Here is an 18,926-nt window from a genome sequence, read left to right as displayed (position 1 = left end):
GAATCTTTGTCAAAGTTTTGAACTTTGACAAAGATCTAAAAACTGAAAAGACCTTCAATACTGAAGGTCTTTTTTATATGTTTTTTACCAATAATTTATTCTAAAGCACTTCTTTTAGCAAGATCAATAGCTGACTTTAGTTCAGAAAAAAATAATTCTGCCTCTTTAGCATTTCGAATTGATTTGGTCAAGTTATCACTATTATTTGGTACCGTAGCATCTCTACTATCTGCTATATTATTCTTCGAAGCAGAAGCAATTTCTTGAATTTTATTAATTTTATTTTGAATAGAATCTTTCATAAAACAAATTTAAACATTATTGATTTAAATTAAACATATAGTATCTATAAAGATCATCTGTTTTCCTTTTAAAATCAAAAGGTTCTGGTTTTGGTTTAAAAAAAGCCAATCCATTACTATCTAACTCTATTGTTCCGTTTCGAAGTAATCTCACATACCAATCTACACCAATAATCACTAGAAAATCTTTCAAGTTTTTATAATTATATCTGAACATTGGATGATATAAATTTGCCCGTAATTCATCTGAGCCATCGATACCAATTGAGGCATGAGGATTATTTTTTAAAAAAGTTATTGAAAACAAAATGATTGTCGAAAACACTTTATTACTATCCTTATGTTTAAGATTTATAGAGTCATTTATTCTTCCACTTATATCAAATGGTCCAAAAGCTAAATTATAAACATTTGGCAGTAAAGATTCTGCAATGTTTGTAAACTTAACCTTCAGCTTAATTATTGTATCATCTTTTAAAACAGATTCAAAAATATATTGGTCAAAATTGTGACTTACAGAAGTCGCCTCAAAAGTATTCTCTAAATTAATTTTAATCATAAAAAATATTAAATTCAATCAAAATATAAATTTCAAATTTAATATAATTTTCTTACAAAATAAAAGACCTTCAAATTTGAAGGCCTTTTTTAAACTATACTTGAACTCGTTTCCACTTTCCCCTTTTATAGAAAAATATTCCCGCTAAAGTGATTGCGGTTTCAGCAACAGGAATAGCAATAAAAACTCCTGTTGGTCCCATATTAAAATGCTTGGCTAAAACAAAAGCAAGCGGAATTTGAAATAGCCAAAATCCGAAAAAGTTAATTCCTGTTGGTGTCCAAGTATCTCCTGCTCCATTGAAAGTATTGATTAAAACCATTCCGATTCCGTAGAAAATAAATCCGATGCTCATAATCTGCAATGCTTCAATTGCAATGGTTTTGACTTGTTGATCATTCGTGAAAAACGAAATAATATATTGTCCAAAAACCAAAGTAATAATCATAATCGTAGCCATGAAAATTACATTGTATCGTGCTGTTGTATAAACCGATTTTTCGGCGCGCTCAATTTGTTTGGCTCCTAAGTTTTGTCCGACCAAAGTTGCAGCGGCATTACTTAATCCCCAAGCTGGAAGTATGAAAAACATCATAATTCTTAAAGCGGTTTGATAACCTGCAGAACCGTGATCGCCTCCAGTTGTCGCGACTAATTGTGCTAAGAAAATCCAACTGCAAGATGCTATTACAAATTGCAGAATTCCTGGTGCTGCAATTTTTACTAAAGCTCGTATCTGTTTAAAATCGGGTGCGAAATAAGGTATTTTGATTTTTAAAATTCCATTTCCAAAAAATAAATGATAAACCTGATACAAAACTCCAATACTTCTTCCGATAGTAGTTGCTAAAGCTGCGCCAACTAGTCCGAAAGCAGGAATTGGTCCGAAACCATTAATTAGAACTGGACATAAAATAATATTACAAATATTTGCAATCCAAAGGCTTTTCATTGCAATGGCGGCATTTCCAGCTCCACGGAAAATTCCGTTAATTAGAAATAAAAGCATGATACACAAGCTAGAACCAATCATAATCTGAGTAAAACGGAAACCATGTTCGGCCGATTCTACAGAAGAACCCATTAAAATTAAAATATCTTTTGCGTATATAATTCCTAAAATGCTCATTATACTATTAATTGCAAATGCAATGATAATGGCTTGCATTCCCGCTTTAGCTGCAGCGACAGGATCTTTTTCGCCAATACGTCGTGCGACTACTGCTGTCGCGGCCATACTCATTCCGATGGCAAGCGAATATATTACTGTTAACACAGATTCGGTTAATCCAACGGTCTGTATGGCAAAACTGCTATGTTCTAAATGTCCTACGAAATATAAATCAACTAGAGCAAAAACCGATTCCATCATCATTTCCAAAACCATCGGAATGGCCAATAGAATTACGGCTTTTTTGATACTTCCAGAAGTATAATCAAAAGATTCGTCGCCTTTTAAGGCTTGTTTTAAAGTGGTAAAAATTTTGGAAATAAAACTTTCCTTTATAGATGTTTCTGTCATGATATTTTAGGATAATAAGTGATAAAATGGTTCAGATGTATAAATCTGAACTGAAAAAGTAAAAACGTAAGTATCCTAATTATTCTAAAAAATAAAATAGGATTAGGCAGAAACAATCATATGCTGTAGATTTTCAAGGCAGTAAATATAAGTAATATTTCTAAAGAAGAAATTAATCGAGTAATTTTTTACTTACTCGACTGCTTGCAATTAATGATGCAACAAACCCTAATGAAATTATTGTAGCCATCACGATTAGAACATTTTCTACTGTAAAAACAACTGGATAAGCCAAAGTAGGCGTAATCATAATAAGTTCAAATTTCTGCTGCAAAATAACAAGGATTATCCCTAAAGCAAGTCCAATTAAACCTCCAAAAACACTTAATAAAGTTCCTTGTAATAGAAATATTTTTCGAAGATCACCAATATCTGATCCTAAATTGAAAAGGGTTTTAAGATTTCCTTTCTTTTCCAAAATCATCATAATCAATGCACCAATCAGATTAAAAAGCGCTACAATGATTACTAGGGTAAATATGAGGTAAACAGCAATGTTTTCAGTATTGAGCATTTTATACAAAGACTCATTTAACTGTGCTCTATTTTTTAAAGTGATTTTATTTTTAAAAATAGAATTTAGCTGTGTCTTTATTGCTTCTTCGTCTGCGTTTTCTTTTAATTTAAATTCTAATCCTGAGATTTGATTGTGCTTGTACATTAACAATTCCTGCACTAATCCTAAATCTGCAAATACATATTTTGAATCTAAATCTTCGCTGATAGAGTAAATTCCAACGGGTAGAACATCGGTTTTATTGAAAGCTTCATCTGGATTTTCGATTCCGCCTTTTCCTGGTTTGGGAGCAAAAACCTGTAAGGGATTTTCAAAATCTAAAATCCCCATGGAAAAATTTTGAGCTAAACCATACCCAATTACAACCTGATAACTATCTGGTTTCAGCCATTGGCCGTTAAAAAGTTTTTTCTTGATATCGTTGACAACTGGATATAAACTGTCAACTCCTTTCAAATACGTAACCTGCTGTTTGTCTTTGAATAAAAACAGCACACGCTCTTCTATAATTTTGGTGTACGAAGCAACACCATTGATTTTCTTAATCTGATTTTCTTGATCAGGTGTAAATGAAAAAGACTTTCCATAGGTACCTGTCAATTTTAAATCCGGATCAATTTCGTTTGTAAACGAAAGACTAAAAACCTTTAATCCGCTAAAAACAGATAAAACTACAAACAAAGCCATCGTTCCAACAATGATTCCCATGCTGGCAATACGATTGATAATATTAATAGCATTGTTTTTACTGCTGCTAAAAATATAACGTTTGGCTATGTATAAGGGGAAATTCAAATTATGATTTTCTTCTTTTTTCTAAAAGATCTCTGTTTTCAATTGGGTTTTCTTTTCCTGCAAGTGCATTGTCGATTTTCTCGATATAATCTAATGAGTCGTCTATGAAGAATACTAAATTCGGAACACGGCGCAATTGCAAACGAACACGCTGCGATAAATCATGTTTGATTAATGTAGTATTGGTTTTAATTGCTTCTAATGTTTCTTTGGCTTTTTCTTGGGGAAAAATACTTAGATAAACTGTTGCCACAGACAAATCTGTAGTTACACTTACTTTGGATACAGAAATTACCAAGTTTGTAATTCCATTTTTTCTCACTTCACCTTGCAAAATGTCAACCAGATCTTTCTGAAGAACACCGCCTATTTTTTTCTGTCTATTTGTTTCCATACTGCAAAAATAATACTTTTAAATTCAATGGTAACAATTTCAAAACAACTTCAATCCTAAATTAGTATTTATTACTTGAAATTAAGATCAAAACGAGCGTTTTTCAATCCTCATTTCAAAAAAATGCTATCTAAAATACAACTTCTTTCTATTTTTTCTACTGACAAAAATCATCTTTCTTTTTCTAAATATTGATCAATTTTGATCTAAATCTAACACATCTAATTATGAAAAAGAGAGAACCAATTAGCCACATCATGACCAAAAGTGTAATCACAGTAAGTTACAATGACGATTTAAAAAATGTTGTAGAAAAATTAAAATCCAATTCTATACGACATCTTCCAGTTGTGAATGGAAAAGATGTAGTCGGAATTATCAGCCGTACTGATATTAATCGACTTACGTTTGGTGCATTGTTCGATGGACAAGATGGTGCAGACGAAGCTATTTTGGAAATGCTTACAATTCCGCAAATAATGACTTCAAAGCCTAAAACCGTTTCATCAGATCTTATTATCAGGGATTTGGCAGAAATTTTCGTAAAAGAAGAATTTCATGCAGCACCGGTTGTTGACAAAGGAGAATTAAAAGGTATTGTAACTACAACTGATGTTTTAAAATATTTCTTAGAAGAAAATTATTAATACAAAAAAGGGAGCTAAACGCTCCCTTAAATTTTTATCTGCTTTGCAGCCATCCTTCTGGATTATTGTTTGATGTATTTTGTAGAATCAAGAATTTTATAATTGTTTTTCCTGTATCTCCACTTGTTCTAACTCTTCCGATAGTCTGTTTAGTTGTAACTTTATCTCCCTGACTTACCGAAACCGAACTTAAGTTTTGATATACTGTAAAGTAATCTCCATGCTGAATTACAACTGCTTTATTTACTGGCGATAATACAATAACCTTAGAAACTTCTCCAGCAAATACCGCTCTAGCACTTGCACCATCTTCTGTGGTAATTTCAACTCCAGAATTATGAACTGTAATTGACGGATGCAATGGGTGTGGCTGATCTCCATAACCAAGAGAAATAAATCCTTTTTCTACTGGCCAAGGCAATCTTCCTCTATTTGCTTTAAAGTCAGCAGCTAGAATTTTATCTTCTGGTGTCAAAGCAATTTTAGAAGAAGAAACTGGTGCTTTTGCTTCACTAGAACCTGGATTTGCTTTTGCTCTTTCTGCAGCCGCTTTTCTATTGGCTTCTGCAATAGCTTCACGAATTAAACGGTCAATTTGTTTGTCAATACGTTTAGATTCGTTTTGTTTTGATCGAATATCGGCAGCAATTTTATTTTTATCTTTTTTAAGAGCATTAACCAATTTTTGCTGCTCTTTTTTCTCTGCTTCCAGAGTAACTTTCTCTTTTTGGTTTTCAGCAATTATCTTCTTTTTTACCTGTCTTTGTCCGTCAAGTTTTGCATTAAAATCAACTAATTGTGCTGTTTTTGACTGAATTTCAAGACCTTGATTTTTTCTAAAAGTGGTATATTGCTTTAAATATTGTGCTCTTTTGTAGGCTTGCAAAAAACTTTCAGAAGATAAAATGAACATCGCTCGGCTTTGCTCAGAACGGCTTTTGTACGATTTTAAAATCATTTCAGCATAATCTTCCTTTAGGACTTTTAGTTCTTTCTTAAGTTTATTTACCTGAACTTGATTAATATACATATCATTACTAATCAGTTTTTCCTGTTTTGCTGTAGTATTAATTAATTTCTCTTTTAGCTTAATTTTATTTGCCTGAATTAAATATTCACTCACAGCAGATTTCTCTTTTTTTCGAACAGACTGTAACATCTTTTCGTTATCTCTGATTTCCTGCTGAATTTGAGCTTTACGCTGCTCTAGTTTTTCTTGCTGCGAATCCTGCGCCCATACAAATGTAGTGGCACAAACTAAAACTAGACTTAGAAGAAATTTTGGCATGTTTATGTTTTTATTTTTGCAAATTTACTTAATTGTAACTTTTTTATAACCGCTAGGAACACTATACGGAAAAGAAAGTTCTTCATTAAATGAAATATTGTTGTAATTCAAATTAATACTTGTTTTGCCTTTTGGCTGCACCGCATTGATTTCTATACTTGTCGGTAATATTCCTTGATCAAAATTTTTAGTGTCTGAGTAGGCGATTTGTAATGTTCTATTTTCAGACGGTTGCGAAATCTCTTCCTTCTGAATTAAATATTTCTCTCCATCTAAGAAAAAAGTCTTTTTTAAATTGGCGTCTTTTTCTTCGTCAAGTCTAAATAGATTATCTACAATTGTCTGTGTATATTTTCCTTTTCTTAAATCATCAAAAGCTTCTCCAACCAATAAATTTTGAACTTTAGAATAATCTAAATCTGTTCCAAGCCATTTGCTTAAACTTGTAAAATCTCCTTCGTAATAAGTCCCATTCATTTTTTCATAATAACTTACTGCAGAAGGTGTTATTAAAGCTTTTGCCATTGTAATTCCTAAAAAACGAACACTTATTAAAATCTGTTTGTCTTTTTCGATTCTAATTTCGGCAGTAACATTTTGGCTTTGTTTTTCATCAGCATATCTTGCGCTCGCTTTTATGTACAAAGTCGAAAAATCTAACTTGTTGTCGTAATGTTTTTCGATTACTTTTTTGTCTTCTTTCTCTACAATTGTCTGGCTTGTATTTCCTTGCACTGCTACTACTTTCGATTTACATGAAATTACAGCAATAGACAATACTAGTATTGATATATATTTTTTCATCTGAATTCTCTTTTTATTTTTTCTTTTTTAATACTTCATTTGCCTTCAAAAAGTATTCCTCTTTTTTCTTTGCATCTCCCAATCCATTGTATGCCTCTCCTAATTGAATATTAAAATTTGATTCTAATTTTACGTCATCCACTACATAATCAAGACCCATTTCTAAGACGGTTTTTGCATTTTTAAATTGTTTCTGCTGATTGCTCCCTAAACCAGCATAGTAGTAAAACTGAGCCTGACTCGGATAAACTTCAATCAGCATCATGGCTCTTTTGGTCATTGGCTCGTATTGTTTTGCCTGCACATACGCTTCCAGTAATAACATATTGGTCTCAAGATTGTTATCTGAATTTGCCTTTAAATCTTTTTCATAATATTTAATGGCATTTTCAAATTGTCCTTTACTATGATAGAATTTTCCAATTTCTTTGGCAACGTCAACATCTTTGTCATTATCAAAATAAGAAATGGCTTTTTCTAAATCGGGAGAATACTGAGGATTTTTATTTACATAAATCAAAAATTCATTCAAAGTTCTATGTTTGATTTTTGAATCGATTTTTGAACTCGCTAAAATCACATTCATCGATTTTATAGCTTTATCTGCCTGATTGGCATCCAAGTAAGTTTTAAACAAACTCACCTGCCCCCATTCTGAATTTGGAATTTCTTTAGCCAGCTGTTTTGCTACTTCAAGTGATTTCTCATTTTCATTATTCTTTGAATATAAGAGAATGAGGTTCAAATAATTTGATTCTTCCTTTGGATCTTTTTTGATTTGCTCAATCAAATTATCAATTTCTGCATTCTGATATTTTCCTTGCGATAAAATCTGAGCTTTATAAATTTCGCGATCAGACGATTTTCCGAACTTATCGTTCATTTCATTAATCGCAATTAATGCTTTGTCATACTGATTGGTAATCATGTACAACGAAATCAAATCGTCTTTGTACTCTTCGTCAAAAACAATTATTTTTTGAATAATCTCAATTGCAAGAGGATAATTTTTTGTCTCGTAACTTACATCGTAAATTCCTAGCCAAAACCATTTGTTTTTAGGATCAAGCTGTGTGGCTTTTTCAAAAGCAGTCTGTGCATTTTGATATTCTTTAAGCGCAAAATAGTTTTTTCCTAATTCAAAATAAGCTACTGCATCATTGGGTTTAAGTTTAATACATTTCTCCAATGATACAATCGCTTTATCATAATTTTCAATTCCTTTTTGTTTTAACGATTCATAAAATGAGTCTTGATATTCGTCTGTTGCCATAGCAATATCTTCGGGTTCTGTCTGAGCAAAAACCGAAAATGATGTGCTGAATAAAGCAAAAACCAATATTGTAAAAACTCCTTTTTTAATCATTTCTAAAAATTACATTTTAAACAAAACGAAACTTTGCTAATTTTTATTTTATTCTAAAACAGCGTAATCTCCAATGCTGATACTGGTAAATTTACCGTCGTAACTTACATGGTTTCCGATCATTGCATTATCTAAAGCAGCATTTTTAATTTGAGAATAAGTCTGAATTAAACTATTTTTGATTGTACTATCTGTAACGTGGCAGCCGTTTCCAAGAGAAACGTTTGGTCCGATTGTCGTATTTTTCAAAACCACATTTTGTCCAATATAGCAAGGAGGAATAATAGTTGAATTCTCTAACGTCACACCATAATCTACTAAATGCTCACCATCATTATGAAGAAAACCAAGCATTCTTGTATTGGTTTCAACCGTAACATCTTTGTTACCGCAATCCATCCATTCATCAACACTTCCAGTTTTGAAAACTTTTCCGTTTGCCATCATCGCTTTGATACCATCATTAATCTGGTATTCTCCGCCATTCTGAATATTATTATCTAAAACATTTTGAAGTTCATTTCTTAAAATTCCAACTTCTTTAAAGTAATAAATTCCGATAACAGCTAAGTCACTAACAAACTCTTTAGGTTTCTCAACCAACTCTATAATTTCATTATTCTGGTTCAGTTTTACCACACCAAAAGCTTCTGGCTGCTCTACTTGTTTCACCCAAATTACAGCATCTGCTTCTGGATCTAATTCGAAATCTGCTCTAATTAAAGTATCTGCGTAAGCAATTACAGCAGGTCCAGAAAGAGAATCTTTCGCACACATAATAGCGTGTCCAGTTCCTAAAGGCTGATCTTGACGATAGATTGAAGCTTTAGCTCCTAATCCTTTAGCCAATTCTTCTAAACTTGCTACAACATCATCTCCAAAGAACGCTTCGTCTCCTAAAATAAAGGCAACTTCTTCAATTGGTTCTTTTAATATTTTGGCAATATCTTCAACTAAACGGTGTACAATCGATTTTCCGGCAACTGGAATTAACGGTTTCGGAACAGTTAATGTATGAGGCCTCAATCTTGATCCGCGGCCTGCCATTGGCACAATTATTTTCATTCTTTAATTTGATTTTATGAGAAGATTTAAAATCTTCATAGGGTTTGGTCTTTGTTTTTCTATTATTTTACTCCAGTGCTTCCAAAGCCTCCTTCACCTCTTGATGTTTCAGTAAGTGTTTCAACTTCAATCCATTCAGCTCTTTCGTGTTTTGCAATAATCAGCTGCGCAATTCGTTCTCCATTTTCGATTACAAAATCGTCATTAGATAAATTTACTAAAATTACTCCGATTTCTCCTCTGTAATCTGCATCAACAGTTCCTGGCGAATTCAAAACTGTTACTCCTTTTTTAGCGGCCAGACCACTTCTTGGTCTTACTTGCGCTTCGTAACCAATTGGCAATTCAATAAAAAGTCCTGTTTTTACAATTGTTCTTTCTAAAGGCTTTAACGTAATTGGTTCTATAATATTGGCACGCAAATCCATTCCTGCAGAAGCAATTGTTTCGTAGTTTGGTAAATCGTGCTGTGATTTATTGATAATTTGAATTTTCATTTTTAAATATAAATTTTCTTAAAACGTCTTATTTTCTTCTCATTATTCCTTTTATAGTATCTTTTTCAAAATGGTAAACCATATACATAAAGATTAAAAGAAGCGGAATTCCAACATAATATTTTTCTCTAAATCCGTAAAACGAAATAATTGAAAATACTATGGAAACGCCTAAATAAGCACCAATCTTGTTCATGTCATAAGGAATCGGATAGTACTTATTTCCTAAAACATAAGAAATAAGCATCATGCTACCGTAAGCAGAAATAGTTGCAATTGCAGAACCATAATAGCTGTACTTCGGTATTAAAAGATAATTTAAAATCAAGGTTACAATTGCACCTACAATAGAAATGTAAGCCCCAATTTTTGTTTTGTCAGTAAGTTTATACCAGACTGATAAGTTGTTGTAAATTCCTAAAAAGAAATTTGCCAAAATAATTAATGGCACAACTTTCATAGCTTCCCAATACGATTTGTTGTCTAATAATAGGTATTTTAAAACATCTGCAAAAACAATTACACCTAATAAAATCAACGATCCTAAAATCACGAAATATTTGGTAATAACAGCATAAGTCTGCGGTGCGTTTTCATTTTTTGCATGACTAAAAAAGAATGGCTCAATTCCTAATCTAAAAGCTGTTGCAAAAAGAACCATAAACAATCCTAATTTATAACAAGCAGAATAAGCTCCAACTTCAGATTTTGCTAAATTTTCTGGAAGCAAATATCCTAATAGAATTTTATCAAAATGTTCATTTACGGCAAAAGCCAATCCAGCTACCAAAATAGGAAGTCCGTATTTCATCATTTTCTTCCAAAGTACAGGATCAAATTTTCGTCCAAGCGAAAGGTAGTTTGGAGAAAGTACAATAAAGGTTGCCAAACTTGCCAAAAGGTTTGCGATGAAAATATAAGCAATCTGGAAGTTTTGAACATATAAATTATCCCAAATAGAATTTGGATTTGCTTCTGCCAATTTTGGAAGATACATCAGGAAAAATATATTCAGCAATAAGTTTATCACCACGTTTCCAATCTTAATTGCCGCATAAACCATAGGCCTCTGATTGGCTCTAAGTTTAGAAAATGGTATTAAAACCAGTGCATCTAAAACTAAAATCCATACTGTGTAAGTAATGTATTGAACATCTACTTCTGCTAGATTCGCTAGTGTATTCCTAAAAATTAATCCAGCGAAAAGAAAAAGTATTGAAGTCCAAAATATAGAAATGGTAGAAGTTGCGATTACATTTTTCTTATCCTCTTCGGCACTGTAAAATCTAAAAAAAGCAGTCTCCATTCCGTAAGAAAGAACCACGTTAAAGAAAACCATCCAAGACAATACGATTGAAACTTCACCATACTCAGCTGTAGGCAAAATTCCTGTATATAATCTCACTAATAAAAAACTTAGCATTCTCGGTAAAACTGTTGCCAGTCCGTAAATTGCAGTTTGCTTGAATAGATTTTTATATAATCCCAAAATATAATTCTAATAATGTTTGTAAGACAAAAATAACCATTTCTTTTGTTTAATGGAGATTTTGTTGTTGCAATAAAAAAAACTTCTAATTGTTTTTAAACCGTTAATTTCTTTTCATCTAAAATTTTGACAAAATGAAATCCCTTTGGAGCATAACCTTGATTATAATAAAATCGATGAGCTCCAAAATTTCCCGTAAACGCATCCAAAACAATGCTGCTGCAATTTAGTTGTATTGCCTTTTTCTCTACATAATCGGTAAGCAATTTTCCAATTCCTTTAGATCGATATTCTGGATTAACGACAAAATTGTCAATCTCAAGATATTTACCCGTCCAAAGTTTTGTTGCCGACCAACAGCCAGTCAGACCAAGACAAATCTCATCTTCAAATACCGCAATCTGAATGTAATTATGCGGAAGCATTTCGGAAAGAAATGCTTTATATTTTTCAAGAGATATATTTGGATATAAAAATCGTATCGTATTTATCTGAGCTGCCATTTCTTCAATGGTTGTAAGCTCTTGTATATGTAAAGCCATTGTTTAAAAGTGAAATAGAATTCAAAAATACTCAAAATATAATCATGAAAGAATCTGTATCGATTACATATTCATATCTTCCATATGTATTTAACTAATTTAACGGTCGTTAATTATAACTACGCAAAATAAATTCAGATTTTATACGTTTTAAGTAAAAGCACTTGCTTTAACAACTTCTTGATGGCAGACTAAAACTGAGGAATGTCTGGGCAAAACTAGAGAAACAGCGGGAATGTTTCATTAAATTACTTACCTACAGACAATTATACGATTTTTTAACACAACATGTGAAATATATAAAATACACATGAAAATTATGTAACATTTTTTTAACAGTCTTTTTTTAAATTTGTTTCAAAGGGATTGGGAAAGCTATATACAACCCTTCAAAAAAAGAAAGCACTGGGACTAATAAAGCTTGTTTGTTCCCATAAAAGACAAAGCATAAGGGATTGATTCAGCTGCAGTAACCCTAATAAAAACAGAGCACTGGGACTAATAAAGCTTGTTTGTTCCCATAAAAGACAAAGCACAAGGGATTGATTCTGCTGTATTGTAACCCTTAAAAAAACAGAGCATTGGGATTAATAAAGCTAGTTTGTTCCCATGAAAGACAAAGCACGCAGAGTTATCTGTCTATTTTTATAAAATGGTAGTGATTCTCAATTTAACTGTAATTTGAGAATCACCATTTTATAAAAGTTATTTTTAAAAAAGAATGAAACTTCCAATAAAAAGAAAAGCCAGCTAACGCTGGCTTTTCTTTTATATAGTAATGGAATTACGATTATCCATTTAAAGCTTCTGCTCCACCAACAATTTCCAAGATTTCACTTGTAATCGCAGCCTGACGAGCTTTGTTATAAGTTAACTTCAATTGGTTTCTTAATTCAGTTGCGTTATCTGTTGCTTTGTGCATTGCAGTCATACGTGCTCCATGCTCAGAAGCAAATGAATCACGGATTCCTTTATACAATTGTGTTTTTAAAGACTTAGGTATTAAAGTCAACACAATTTCTTCTTTTCCTGGTTCAAAAATGTAATCTCCAGAAGAAGCTGCTACACCAGTACTAATAGGAGCTAACGGTAAAAACTGTTCTACTTGAACAATTTGAGTTGCAGCATTTTTAAACTGATTGTAAACTAACTCAATTCTATCGTATTCTCCCGTTAAAAACTTTTGCGTCAAATCATCAGCAATTCCAGCAACATTTTCAAAAGTCAAATGATCAAAAATTGCATTATGATGACCGTGAACTTTATGAGTTTTACTTAAAGCGTCGTTTCCTTTTTTACCAATAGCAAAAACATCAACTTGCTTTCCAGCATAAAAATCAGTACGGTTTTTAATCTCTTTAATAATATTTGAATTGAAAGCACCACATAAACCTCTATTTGAAGTTATAGCTACTAACAATACTTTCTTTACTTCACGTTGTGTAGTGTAATCTCCTCCTACTTCACCTTCAAGTGTAGCCGAAAGATCTTGCAATAACTCCGTTAATTTCTCGGCATAAGGACGCATTGCAGTGATTGCATCTTGTGCTTTCTTCAGCTTTGCAGCAGAAACCATTTTCATAGCCGATGTAATCTGCATCGTCGATGAAACGGAAGTAATTCTATTACGGATTTCCTTTAAATTTGCCATCTATTAATTAGAAAATGTGACAATTTTAAAATTAGATAATTAGAATAATGATGAAACATTTTCTAATTATCTAATTTACCAATTATCTAATTAGTTATATTTTGCTGAAATTTCTTTTGCTGCTTTTTCGATAACGTCTGTAATTGCATCATCTAATTTACCAGCTTTCAACGCGTTAAGCGTATCTTTATGTTTACTATTTAAGTAAGCGATAAAATCAGCTTCAAATTCTTTTACTTTATTTACAGGAACGTTTCTTAATAAGTTTTTAGATCCAGCGTAAATAATTGCAACTTGGTTTTCAACAGGATAAGGATCATTTAAACCTTGTTTCAAGATTTCAACGTTTCTTTTTCCTTTTTCAATTACGTTTAAAGTAACAGAATCCAAGTCAGAACCAAATTTAGCGAAAGCTTCTAATTCACGGAATTGAGCTTGGTCTAATTTTAAAGTTCCAGAAACTTTTTTCATTGATTTAATTTGAGCATTACCTCCAACACGAGATACAGAGATACCTACGTTGATAGCAGGACGAACCCCAGAGTTGAACAAATCTCCATCAAGGAAAATCTGACCATCTGTAATAGAGATTACGTTTGTTGGGATATATGCAGAAACGTCACCAGCTTGAGTTTCGATAATTGGTAAAGCAGTTAAAGAACCACCACCTTTTACGATAGATTTGATAGAATCTGGTAAATCGTTCATGTTTTTAGCGATACCATCATCAGCGATTACTTTACAAGCACGCTCTAATAAACGAGAGTGTAAGTAGAAAACGTCTCCAGGGTAAGCCTCACGTCCCGGTGGTCTTCTTAATAAAAGAGAAACCTCACGGTAAGCAACAGCTTGTTTAGACAAGTCATCATAAACGATAAGAGCTGGACGACCTGAATCTCTGAAGTACTCTCCAATTGCCGCACCAGCGAATGGAGCATAAACTTGCATTGGAGCTGGGTCAGAAGCATTAGCAGCAACGATAACTGTATAAGCCATTGCTCCTTTTTCTTCTAACATTTTTGCGATTCCTGCTACAGTTGAAGCTTTTTGTCCAATTGCAACATATATACAGAATACAGGTTTTCCTGCATCGTAAAATTCTTTTTGATTTAAGATTGTATCGATACAAACAGTAGATTTTCCTGTTTGACGGTCACCGATTACAAGCTCACGCTGTCCACGACCAACTGGGATCATAGCATCAACTGCTTTTACTCCTGTTTGTAATGGCTCAGTTACTGGCTGACGGAAGATAACACCAGGTGCTTTTCTTTCCAATGGCATTTCATATAAGTCTCCACCGATTGGTCCTTTTCCATCAATTGGAAAACCAAGAGTGTTAACAACACGTCCTACCATTTGCTCACCTACTTTAAGAGAAGCAATACGTTGAGTTCTTTTTGCAGTAGATCCTTCTTTAAGTCCAGTTGATGGTCCTAACAATACAACCCCAACATTATCCTCTTCAAGATTCAATACGATACCTTCCATACCGTTATCAAATTCCACTAACTCTCCATATTGTACATTAGACAGCCCGTAAACACGAGCAATACCGTCTCCAACTTGAAGTACTGTTCCTACTTCCTCTAGCGTAGCACCAGATTCAAAACCTTCTACTTGCTTTCTTAATATTGCTGAAATTTCAGCAGGTTTGATTTCCGCCATCTTAATTTATAATTTAGACACTTTTTGTGTTATAAAAACTAATTACTTAACTCTCTTTTTAATACTTGTAATCTGTTTGCAACAGAAGCGTTGTATTGATTATCTCCTATTCTCAGAATAAATCCACCAATGATTGAAGGATCTACTATATTTTCAATTGTAATTTTTTTATCTGATAAAGTTGCAACTTTTGCTAAAACTTTAGCTTCTAAAGCCGCATCCATTGGAATTGCTGTTGTAACTTTCGCTACTTCAACACCATTATTTTCATCAAATAACTTATTGTATTCTAATGCAATTGCATCTAGAATTTCGAATCTTTTGTTTTCGAATAATAAACGGAATAATCCTTTTGTTACTCCATTTGCATCTGCAAAAACTTCTAAAAGAGCACCTTCTTTAACTTCAACTTTTGTTGTTGGGTTTTGAATAAATGTACTCAATTCTTCATTAGTCCCAATTGCATGTGCAATTGATTTCATATCGTTATTGACAACTTCGGCAACACCTTTAGAGTTTGCTAAGTCTAGAATTGCTTTTGCATAACGAATTGCTGCTCTTGTACTTGCCATAATCTTAGTTTAACTTTACGTCACCTAACAATTTCTCTACCAATTTAGTTTGAGATTCTTTGTTAGATAATTCTTCTTTCAATAATTTTTCAGCAATACTCAAAGATAGAGTTGAAACTTGAGATTTCAATTCTGCCATTGCAGCATTCTTTTCACTTTCGATAGCAGCTTTTGCTTGATCAATCATTTTTTGACCAGCTTCTTGAGCTTCGTTTTTAGAATCAGCAATCATTTTCTCTTTCATTTCGCGAGCTTCTTTCAACATCGCGTCACGTTCAGCACGAGCTTCATTCAAAATTCTTTGATTGTCAGCTTGTAAGTTTTCCATTTCTCTCTTTGCATTTTCAGCTGAAAGTAATGCATTTTTAATACCTTCTTCTCTTGCAGTAATAGACTCCATAATTGGTTTCCAAGCAAATTTTACCAAAAGTAAAATTAATATTACCAAGATTAAAGCTTGCCAGAAGAATAATCCGAATGAAAAATCGTTAATTAACTTATCCATTTTATATAACTATATTAAATATTTAATTTCTGTTTTTAAAGTAACAACATCTTTAACCAACCGTTAAAGATGCTGTTATTTTTTTCTTTATTATTTTCCTAAGATTAAAGCAGCGAATGCTAAACCTTCTAATAAAGCAGCGATAATGATCATCGCAGTTTGGATTTTACCAGCAGCTTCTGGCTGACGAGCAATAGCGTCCATAGCAGATCCACCGATTTTACCTAAACCTAAACCTGCACCGATTACTACTAAACCAGCACCTACTAAAGTTGGAATTGTTCCCATAAGTATTTATATATATAAAATTAAACTTCTAAAATTAAATAATCGCTGTTTCGTCTTCATGGTGGTGAGCGTGATCATGATCCTGAACAGCCATACCAATAAACAATGATGATAACATTGTGAAGATAAACGCTTGTAAAAATGCAACTAGAATTTCAATAACAGAGATAAACAATGTCAATCCTAATGAGATTGGCAAATCTGCTGCTAAATTCTTTCCAACAAAAATCATTGCAATCAAACTCATAATTACTACGTGACCTGCAGTAATATTTGCGTACAAACGAATTAATAATGCGAATGGTTTTGTTAATGTTCCTAAAATCTCAATTGGAGCTAAGATAATTTTCATTGGAACTGGTACTCCTGGCATCCAGAAGATGTGTCCCCAATAATCTTTGTTTGCACTAAATTGAGTAATGATAAATGTAAAGGCTGCTAAACAAACTGTAATAGCAATGTTTCCTGTTACGTTGATTCCTAGCGGAGTCATTCCTAATAAGTTTAAGATCCAAACAAAGAAAAATACAGTTAATAGGTAACCCATATATTTACGGTATTTTTTCTCTCCAATATTTGGAACAGCAATTTCGTCTCTGATGAAAATTACTAATGGTTCTAAAACTCTACCAAATCCTGTTGGGATTGGTCCTTTTTTATATGATCTTGCTAATCCAGTAAACATTAATAATAATAATACTGATACGAAAAGCATTGAAACAACATTTTTAGTAATTGAAAAATCTAATGGTTTTTCATTTTCTGGATGACCGTGCTCATTAAAAGTAATTGTTCCGGCTGCATCTGTTTTGTAAATTTTACCGTGAACTAATTTGTAGAAGCTTCCGTCAACTTCTGCAACTGTTTCCCCGAAGTGGAATTTTGAAGAAGAGAAAACTTTTAAACCACCATCAATTAAAATAACTGGTAATGGAAAACCGTAGTGTTTGTTTTCTTTCTCATCTTGGAAGAAAACAAAGTCATGAGAATCTTGTAAGTGGTGATCAATAAATGCATCCACTTTTGCCTTTGGATCAAGAGCAACATGCTCTCCCTCTTCGTGAGCATTATGTGAAACTACTTTCTCTTCATGAGCAGTTTCAGTTTGTACATGCGTCGAGTCATTCTCTGGATTTGCAAAACCCATAATCGGTAGAGAAGCTACAAAAGCAGCAAGAATAAAGCTGAGTGGTTTGTTTGAAATCACCATATCTTGGAAAATCTTATTTTTTTACGTTTCTAAAATTTGGTGCAAAGGTACATTTTTTATTAATATTCAAAAGGATATGAAAAATTATTTTTAAACCTTGTTTTAAAGAATTGTTATTTTAAGGCTTTTCATTTAATAATCGGATAGTTAAAAGCGTCTGAAATAACAAAAACAGCACAAATGTTATAAAAAAACTGACTTTTTCAACATTGGTTTCTCCAATTTGATTTTTTAAAATTGGCTGCAAAACTAAATAGGCTAATAACATTTGTGTAAAAGTTCCGAAAAGAAACGTCATTCCGACGATTTCAAAATTTTTCTTTTTTACTATTAACAATATAAAGTATAATAAAGATGAGATCGCAAAGAAAGATAAATACAGCAATTCTAAACTGTAATGAAAATGCTGCGTATTAATTTCACTAAATAAAAAAACAGCTTTATGGATAATATAAGTTCCTAAAGCAAGACATAATAAGTAAAAAAGTGGTTTGTAATTTTTTGAAAGCATTTGAAATAATTTTAGTGCAAAGATGCAATTTTTATCTCAAGCGATTTTTATTTGCAAACTACTTTGTTTTATTGATATCATTTACTTGTCGGATTACATTATACAATGCAACTCCAACACCCACCAGCACAAAAATAGTGTTGTAATAAACTTTTGGACTTGGATGTTTCTCATCGAGCCAAGTTCCGAAATAGGAGAATACAAAAATGATTACTCCCATTTGAAAGGGAATGTTAATAAATGCCAGCCATTTATTTCTCCTATTATTGTTCGGCTCCTTTTCCATCTTCTAGCATGATTACAGGATTTGAATGGGCAAGCATTGTACAGGTTGCTGTGAAGTCAGCTCCTGGTTCTATCGAAAGTTTTCCTACTGCCACTTCTCCGTGTATTTGGGCAGTAGATTTAATATTAAGAGTTTCAAGAACTTTTATTTTACCATGAAATTCTCCTTCTATATCAGCATTGTTACAAATTATTTCTCCTTTAACAGCTCCTTTGGCCCCAATCACGATTTTACCTTGTGAAGTAAAGTTTCCAATCAATTCGCCGTCTAATCTAAAATCGGCTTTCGAGACTATGTCCCCTACTATTGATGTTCCTTCTACAATTCTATTTGTTCTTCCTAATTGTTCAGTTCCATTTTTCTTTACTTTTTCAAACATGGCGGTTAA

22 protein-coding genes are annotated in these 18,926 nt (G+C 32.5%); 1 reads left to right on the top strand and 21 read right to left on the bottom strand.

Annotated elements, in window-relative coordinates:
• Window positions 1–95 precede the first annotated feature (95 nt).
• The 5 genes from AC5ZCW_RS05145 to rbfA all read right to left on the bottom strand — a co-directional run bounded on the left by AC5ZCW_RS05145 (window position 96) and on the right by rbfA (window position 4,149).
• Complete coding sequence (locus AC5ZCW_RS05145; protein WP_496118296.1) at window positions 96–302, bottom strand: hypothetical protein; 207 nt, start codon at window positions 300–302, stop codon at window positions 96–98.
• Window positions 303–318: 16 nt separating this feature from the next.
• Window positions 319–861 (bottom strand): DUF6934 family protein, encoded by a 543-nt coding sequence (locus AC5ZCW_RS05140; protein ID WP_496118294.1) that lies wholly within the window; start codon window positions 859–861, stop codon window positions 319–321.
• A 94-nt stretch (window positions 862–955) separates the two neighbouring features.
• A complete protein-coding gene (locus AC5ZCW_RS05135) occupies window positions 956–2,383 on the bottom strand; it encodes an MATE family efflux transporter (protein ID WP_496118293.1) in 1,428 nt (475 codons plus the stop codon).
• Window positions 2,384–2,555: 172 nt separating this feature from the next.
• Window positions 2,556–3,755 (bottom strand): ABC transporter permease, encoded by a 1,200-nt coding sequence (locus AC5ZCW_RS05130; protein ID WP_343540657.1) that lies wholly within the window; start codon window positions 3,753–3,755, stop codon window positions 2,556–2,558.
• A 1-nt stretch (window position 3,756) separates the two neighbouring features.
• Window positions 3,757–4,149 carry a 30S ribosome-binding factor RbfA gene (rbfA, locus tag AC5ZCW_RS05125; RefSeq protein ID WP_144216310.1) on the bottom strand — a complete coding sequence of 131 codons (393 nt, stop codon included), beginning with the start codon at window positions 4,147–4,149 and terminating at the stop codon, window positions 3,757–3,759.
• 227 nt (window positions 4,150–4,376) lie between these two features.
• On the opposite strand from rbfA, the gene AC5ZCW_RS05120 reads away from it, so the two are divergent.
• Window positions 4,377–4,796, top strand: a complete 420-nt coding sequence (locus tag AC5ZCW_RS05120) for a CBS domain-containing protein (protein ID WP_496118292.1) — start codon at window positions 4,377–4,379, stop codon at window positions 4,794–4,796.
• A 34-nt stretch (window positions 4,797–4,830) separates the two neighbouring features.
• Here the strand turns inward: AC5ZCW_RS05120 and AC5ZCW_RS05115 are convergent, their stop codons facing one another.
• From AC5ZCW_RS05115 to AC5ZCW_RS05040, 16 genes are all read right to left on the bottom strand, one after another.
• On the bottom strand, window positions 4,831–6,084 hold the full coding sequence (locus AC5ZCW_RS05115) for a murein hydrolase activator EnvC family protein (protein WP_343540661.1): 1,254 nt from the start codon (window positions 6,082–6,084) through the stop codon (window positions 4,831–4,833).
• A 24-nt stretch (window positions 6,085–6,108) separates the two neighbouring features.
• Entirely contained in the window at window positions 6,109–6,888 is a 780-nt protein-coding gene (lolB1, locus tag AC5ZCW_RS05110; RefSeq protein WP_496118291.1) for a lipoprotein insertase outer membrane protein LolB1, read from the bottom strand.
• Between the two features lie 13 nt (window positions 6,889–6,901).
• Complete coding sequence (locus AC5ZCW_RS05105; protein WP_496118290.1) at window positions 6,902–8,254, bottom strand: tetratricopeptide repeat protein; 1,353 nt, start codon at window positions 8,252–8,254, stop codon at window positions 6,902–6,904.
• A 48-nt stretch (window positions 8,255–8,302) separates the two neighbouring features.
• Entirely contained in the window at window positions 8,303–9,319 is a 1,017-nt protein-coding gene (locus tag AC5ZCW_RS05100; RefSeq protein ID WP_343540665.1) for a sugar phosphate nucleotidyltransferase, read from the bottom strand.
• 62 nt (window positions 9,320–9,381) lie between these two features.
• A complete protein-coding gene (gene dut / locus AC5ZCW_RS05095) occupies window positions 9,382–9,816 on the bottom strand; it encodes a dUTP diphosphatase (RefSeq protein WP_274254888.1) in 435 nt (144 codons plus the stop codon).
• 28 nt (window positions 9,817–9,844) lie between these two features.
• Complete coding sequence (locus tag AC5ZCW_RS05090; protein ID WP_343540667.1) at window positions 9,845–11,305, bottom strand: lipopolysaccharide biosynthesis protein; 1,461 nt, start codon at window positions 11,303–11,305, stop codon at window positions 9,845–9,847.
• 95 nt (window positions 11,306–11,400) lie between these two features.
• The gene (locus tag AC5ZCW_RS05085) at window positions 11,401–11,847 is read right to left on the bottom strand and encodes a GNAT family N-acetyltransferase (protein ID WP_496118289.1); all 447 of its coding nucleotides are present in this window, start codon (window positions 11,845–11,847) and stop codon (window positions 11,401–11,403) included.
• A 790-nt stretch (window positions 11,848–12,637) separates the two neighbouring features.
• Window positions 12,638–13,498 carry an ATP synthase F1 subunit gamma gene (atpG, locus tag AC5ZCW_RS05080; RefSeq protein WP_343540670.1) on the bottom strand — a complete coding sequence of 287 codons (861 nt, stop codon included), beginning with the start codon at window positions 13,496–13,498 and terminating at the stop codon, window positions 12,638–12,640.
• Between the two features lie 90 nt (window positions 13,499–13,588).
• Window positions 13,589–15,166 carry a F0F1 ATP synthase subunit alpha gene (gene atpA / locus AC5ZCW_RS05075; protein WP_177211486.1) on the bottom strand — a complete coding sequence of 526 codons (1,578 nt, stop codon included), beginning with the start codon at window positions 15,164–15,166 and terminating at the stop codon, window positions 13,589–13,591.
• Window positions 15,167–15,204: 38 nt separating this feature from the next.
• A complete protein-coding gene (gene atpH, locus AC5ZCW_RS05070) occupies window positions 15,205–15,738 on the bottom strand; it encodes an ATP synthase F1 subunit delta (protein WP_343540671.1) in 534 nt (177 codons plus the stop codon).
• A 4-nt stretch (window positions 15,739–15,742) separates the two neighbouring features.
• Window positions 15,743–16,243, bottom strand: a complete 501-nt coding sequence (locus tag AC5ZCW_RS05065; protein WP_095930604.1) for a F0F1 ATP synthase subunit B — start codon at window positions 16,241–16,243, stop codon at window positions 15,743–15,745.
• Between the two features lie 90 nt (window positions 16,244–16,333).
• Complete coding sequence (gene atpE, locus AC5ZCW_RS05060; protein ID WP_008465835.1) at window positions 16,334–16,531, bottom strand: ATP synthase F0 subunit C; 198 nt, start codon at window positions 16,529–16,531, stop codon at window positions 16,334–16,336.
• A gap of 34 nt (window positions 16,532–16,565) precedes the next feature.
• Window positions 16,566–17,741: a F0F1 ATP synthase subunit A gene (atpB, locus tag AC5ZCW_RS05055; RefSeq protein ID WP_177211488.1), complete on the bottom strand. Its 1,176-nt coding sequence runs from the start codon at window positions 17,739–17,741 to the stop codon at window positions 16,566–16,568.
• 118 nt (window positions 17,742–17,859) lie between these two features.
• On the bottom strand, window positions 17,860–18,252 hold the full coding sequence (locus tag AC5ZCW_RS05050) for a hypothetical protein (RefSeq protein WP_343540678.1): 393 nt from the start codon (window positions 18,250–18,252) through the stop codon (window positions 17,860–17,862).
• Window positions 18,253–18,310: 58 nt separating this feature from the next.
• Complete coding sequence (locus AC5ZCW_RS05045) at window positions 18,311–18,538, bottom strand: AtpZ/AtpI family protein (RefSeq protein WP_125718565.1); 228 nt, start codon at window positions 18,536–18,538, stop codon at window positions 18,311–18,313.
• Window positions 18,516–18,917, bottom strand: coding sequence for a bactofilin family protein (locus AC5ZCW_RS05040; protein ID WP_343540681.1), 402 nt, complete (start codon window positions 18,915–18,917; stop codon window positions 18,516–18,518). Before AC5ZCW_RS05040 ends, AC5ZCW_RS05045 begins: the two co-directional genes overlap by 23 nt.
• Window positions 18,918–18,926: the final 9 nt, after the last annotated feature.

Source organism: Flavobacterium sp. PLA-DH12 (assembly GCF_059511845.1).
Note: the sequence above shows the minus strand (reverse complement) of the source record. Positions and strands in the feature narration are given on the sequence as shown.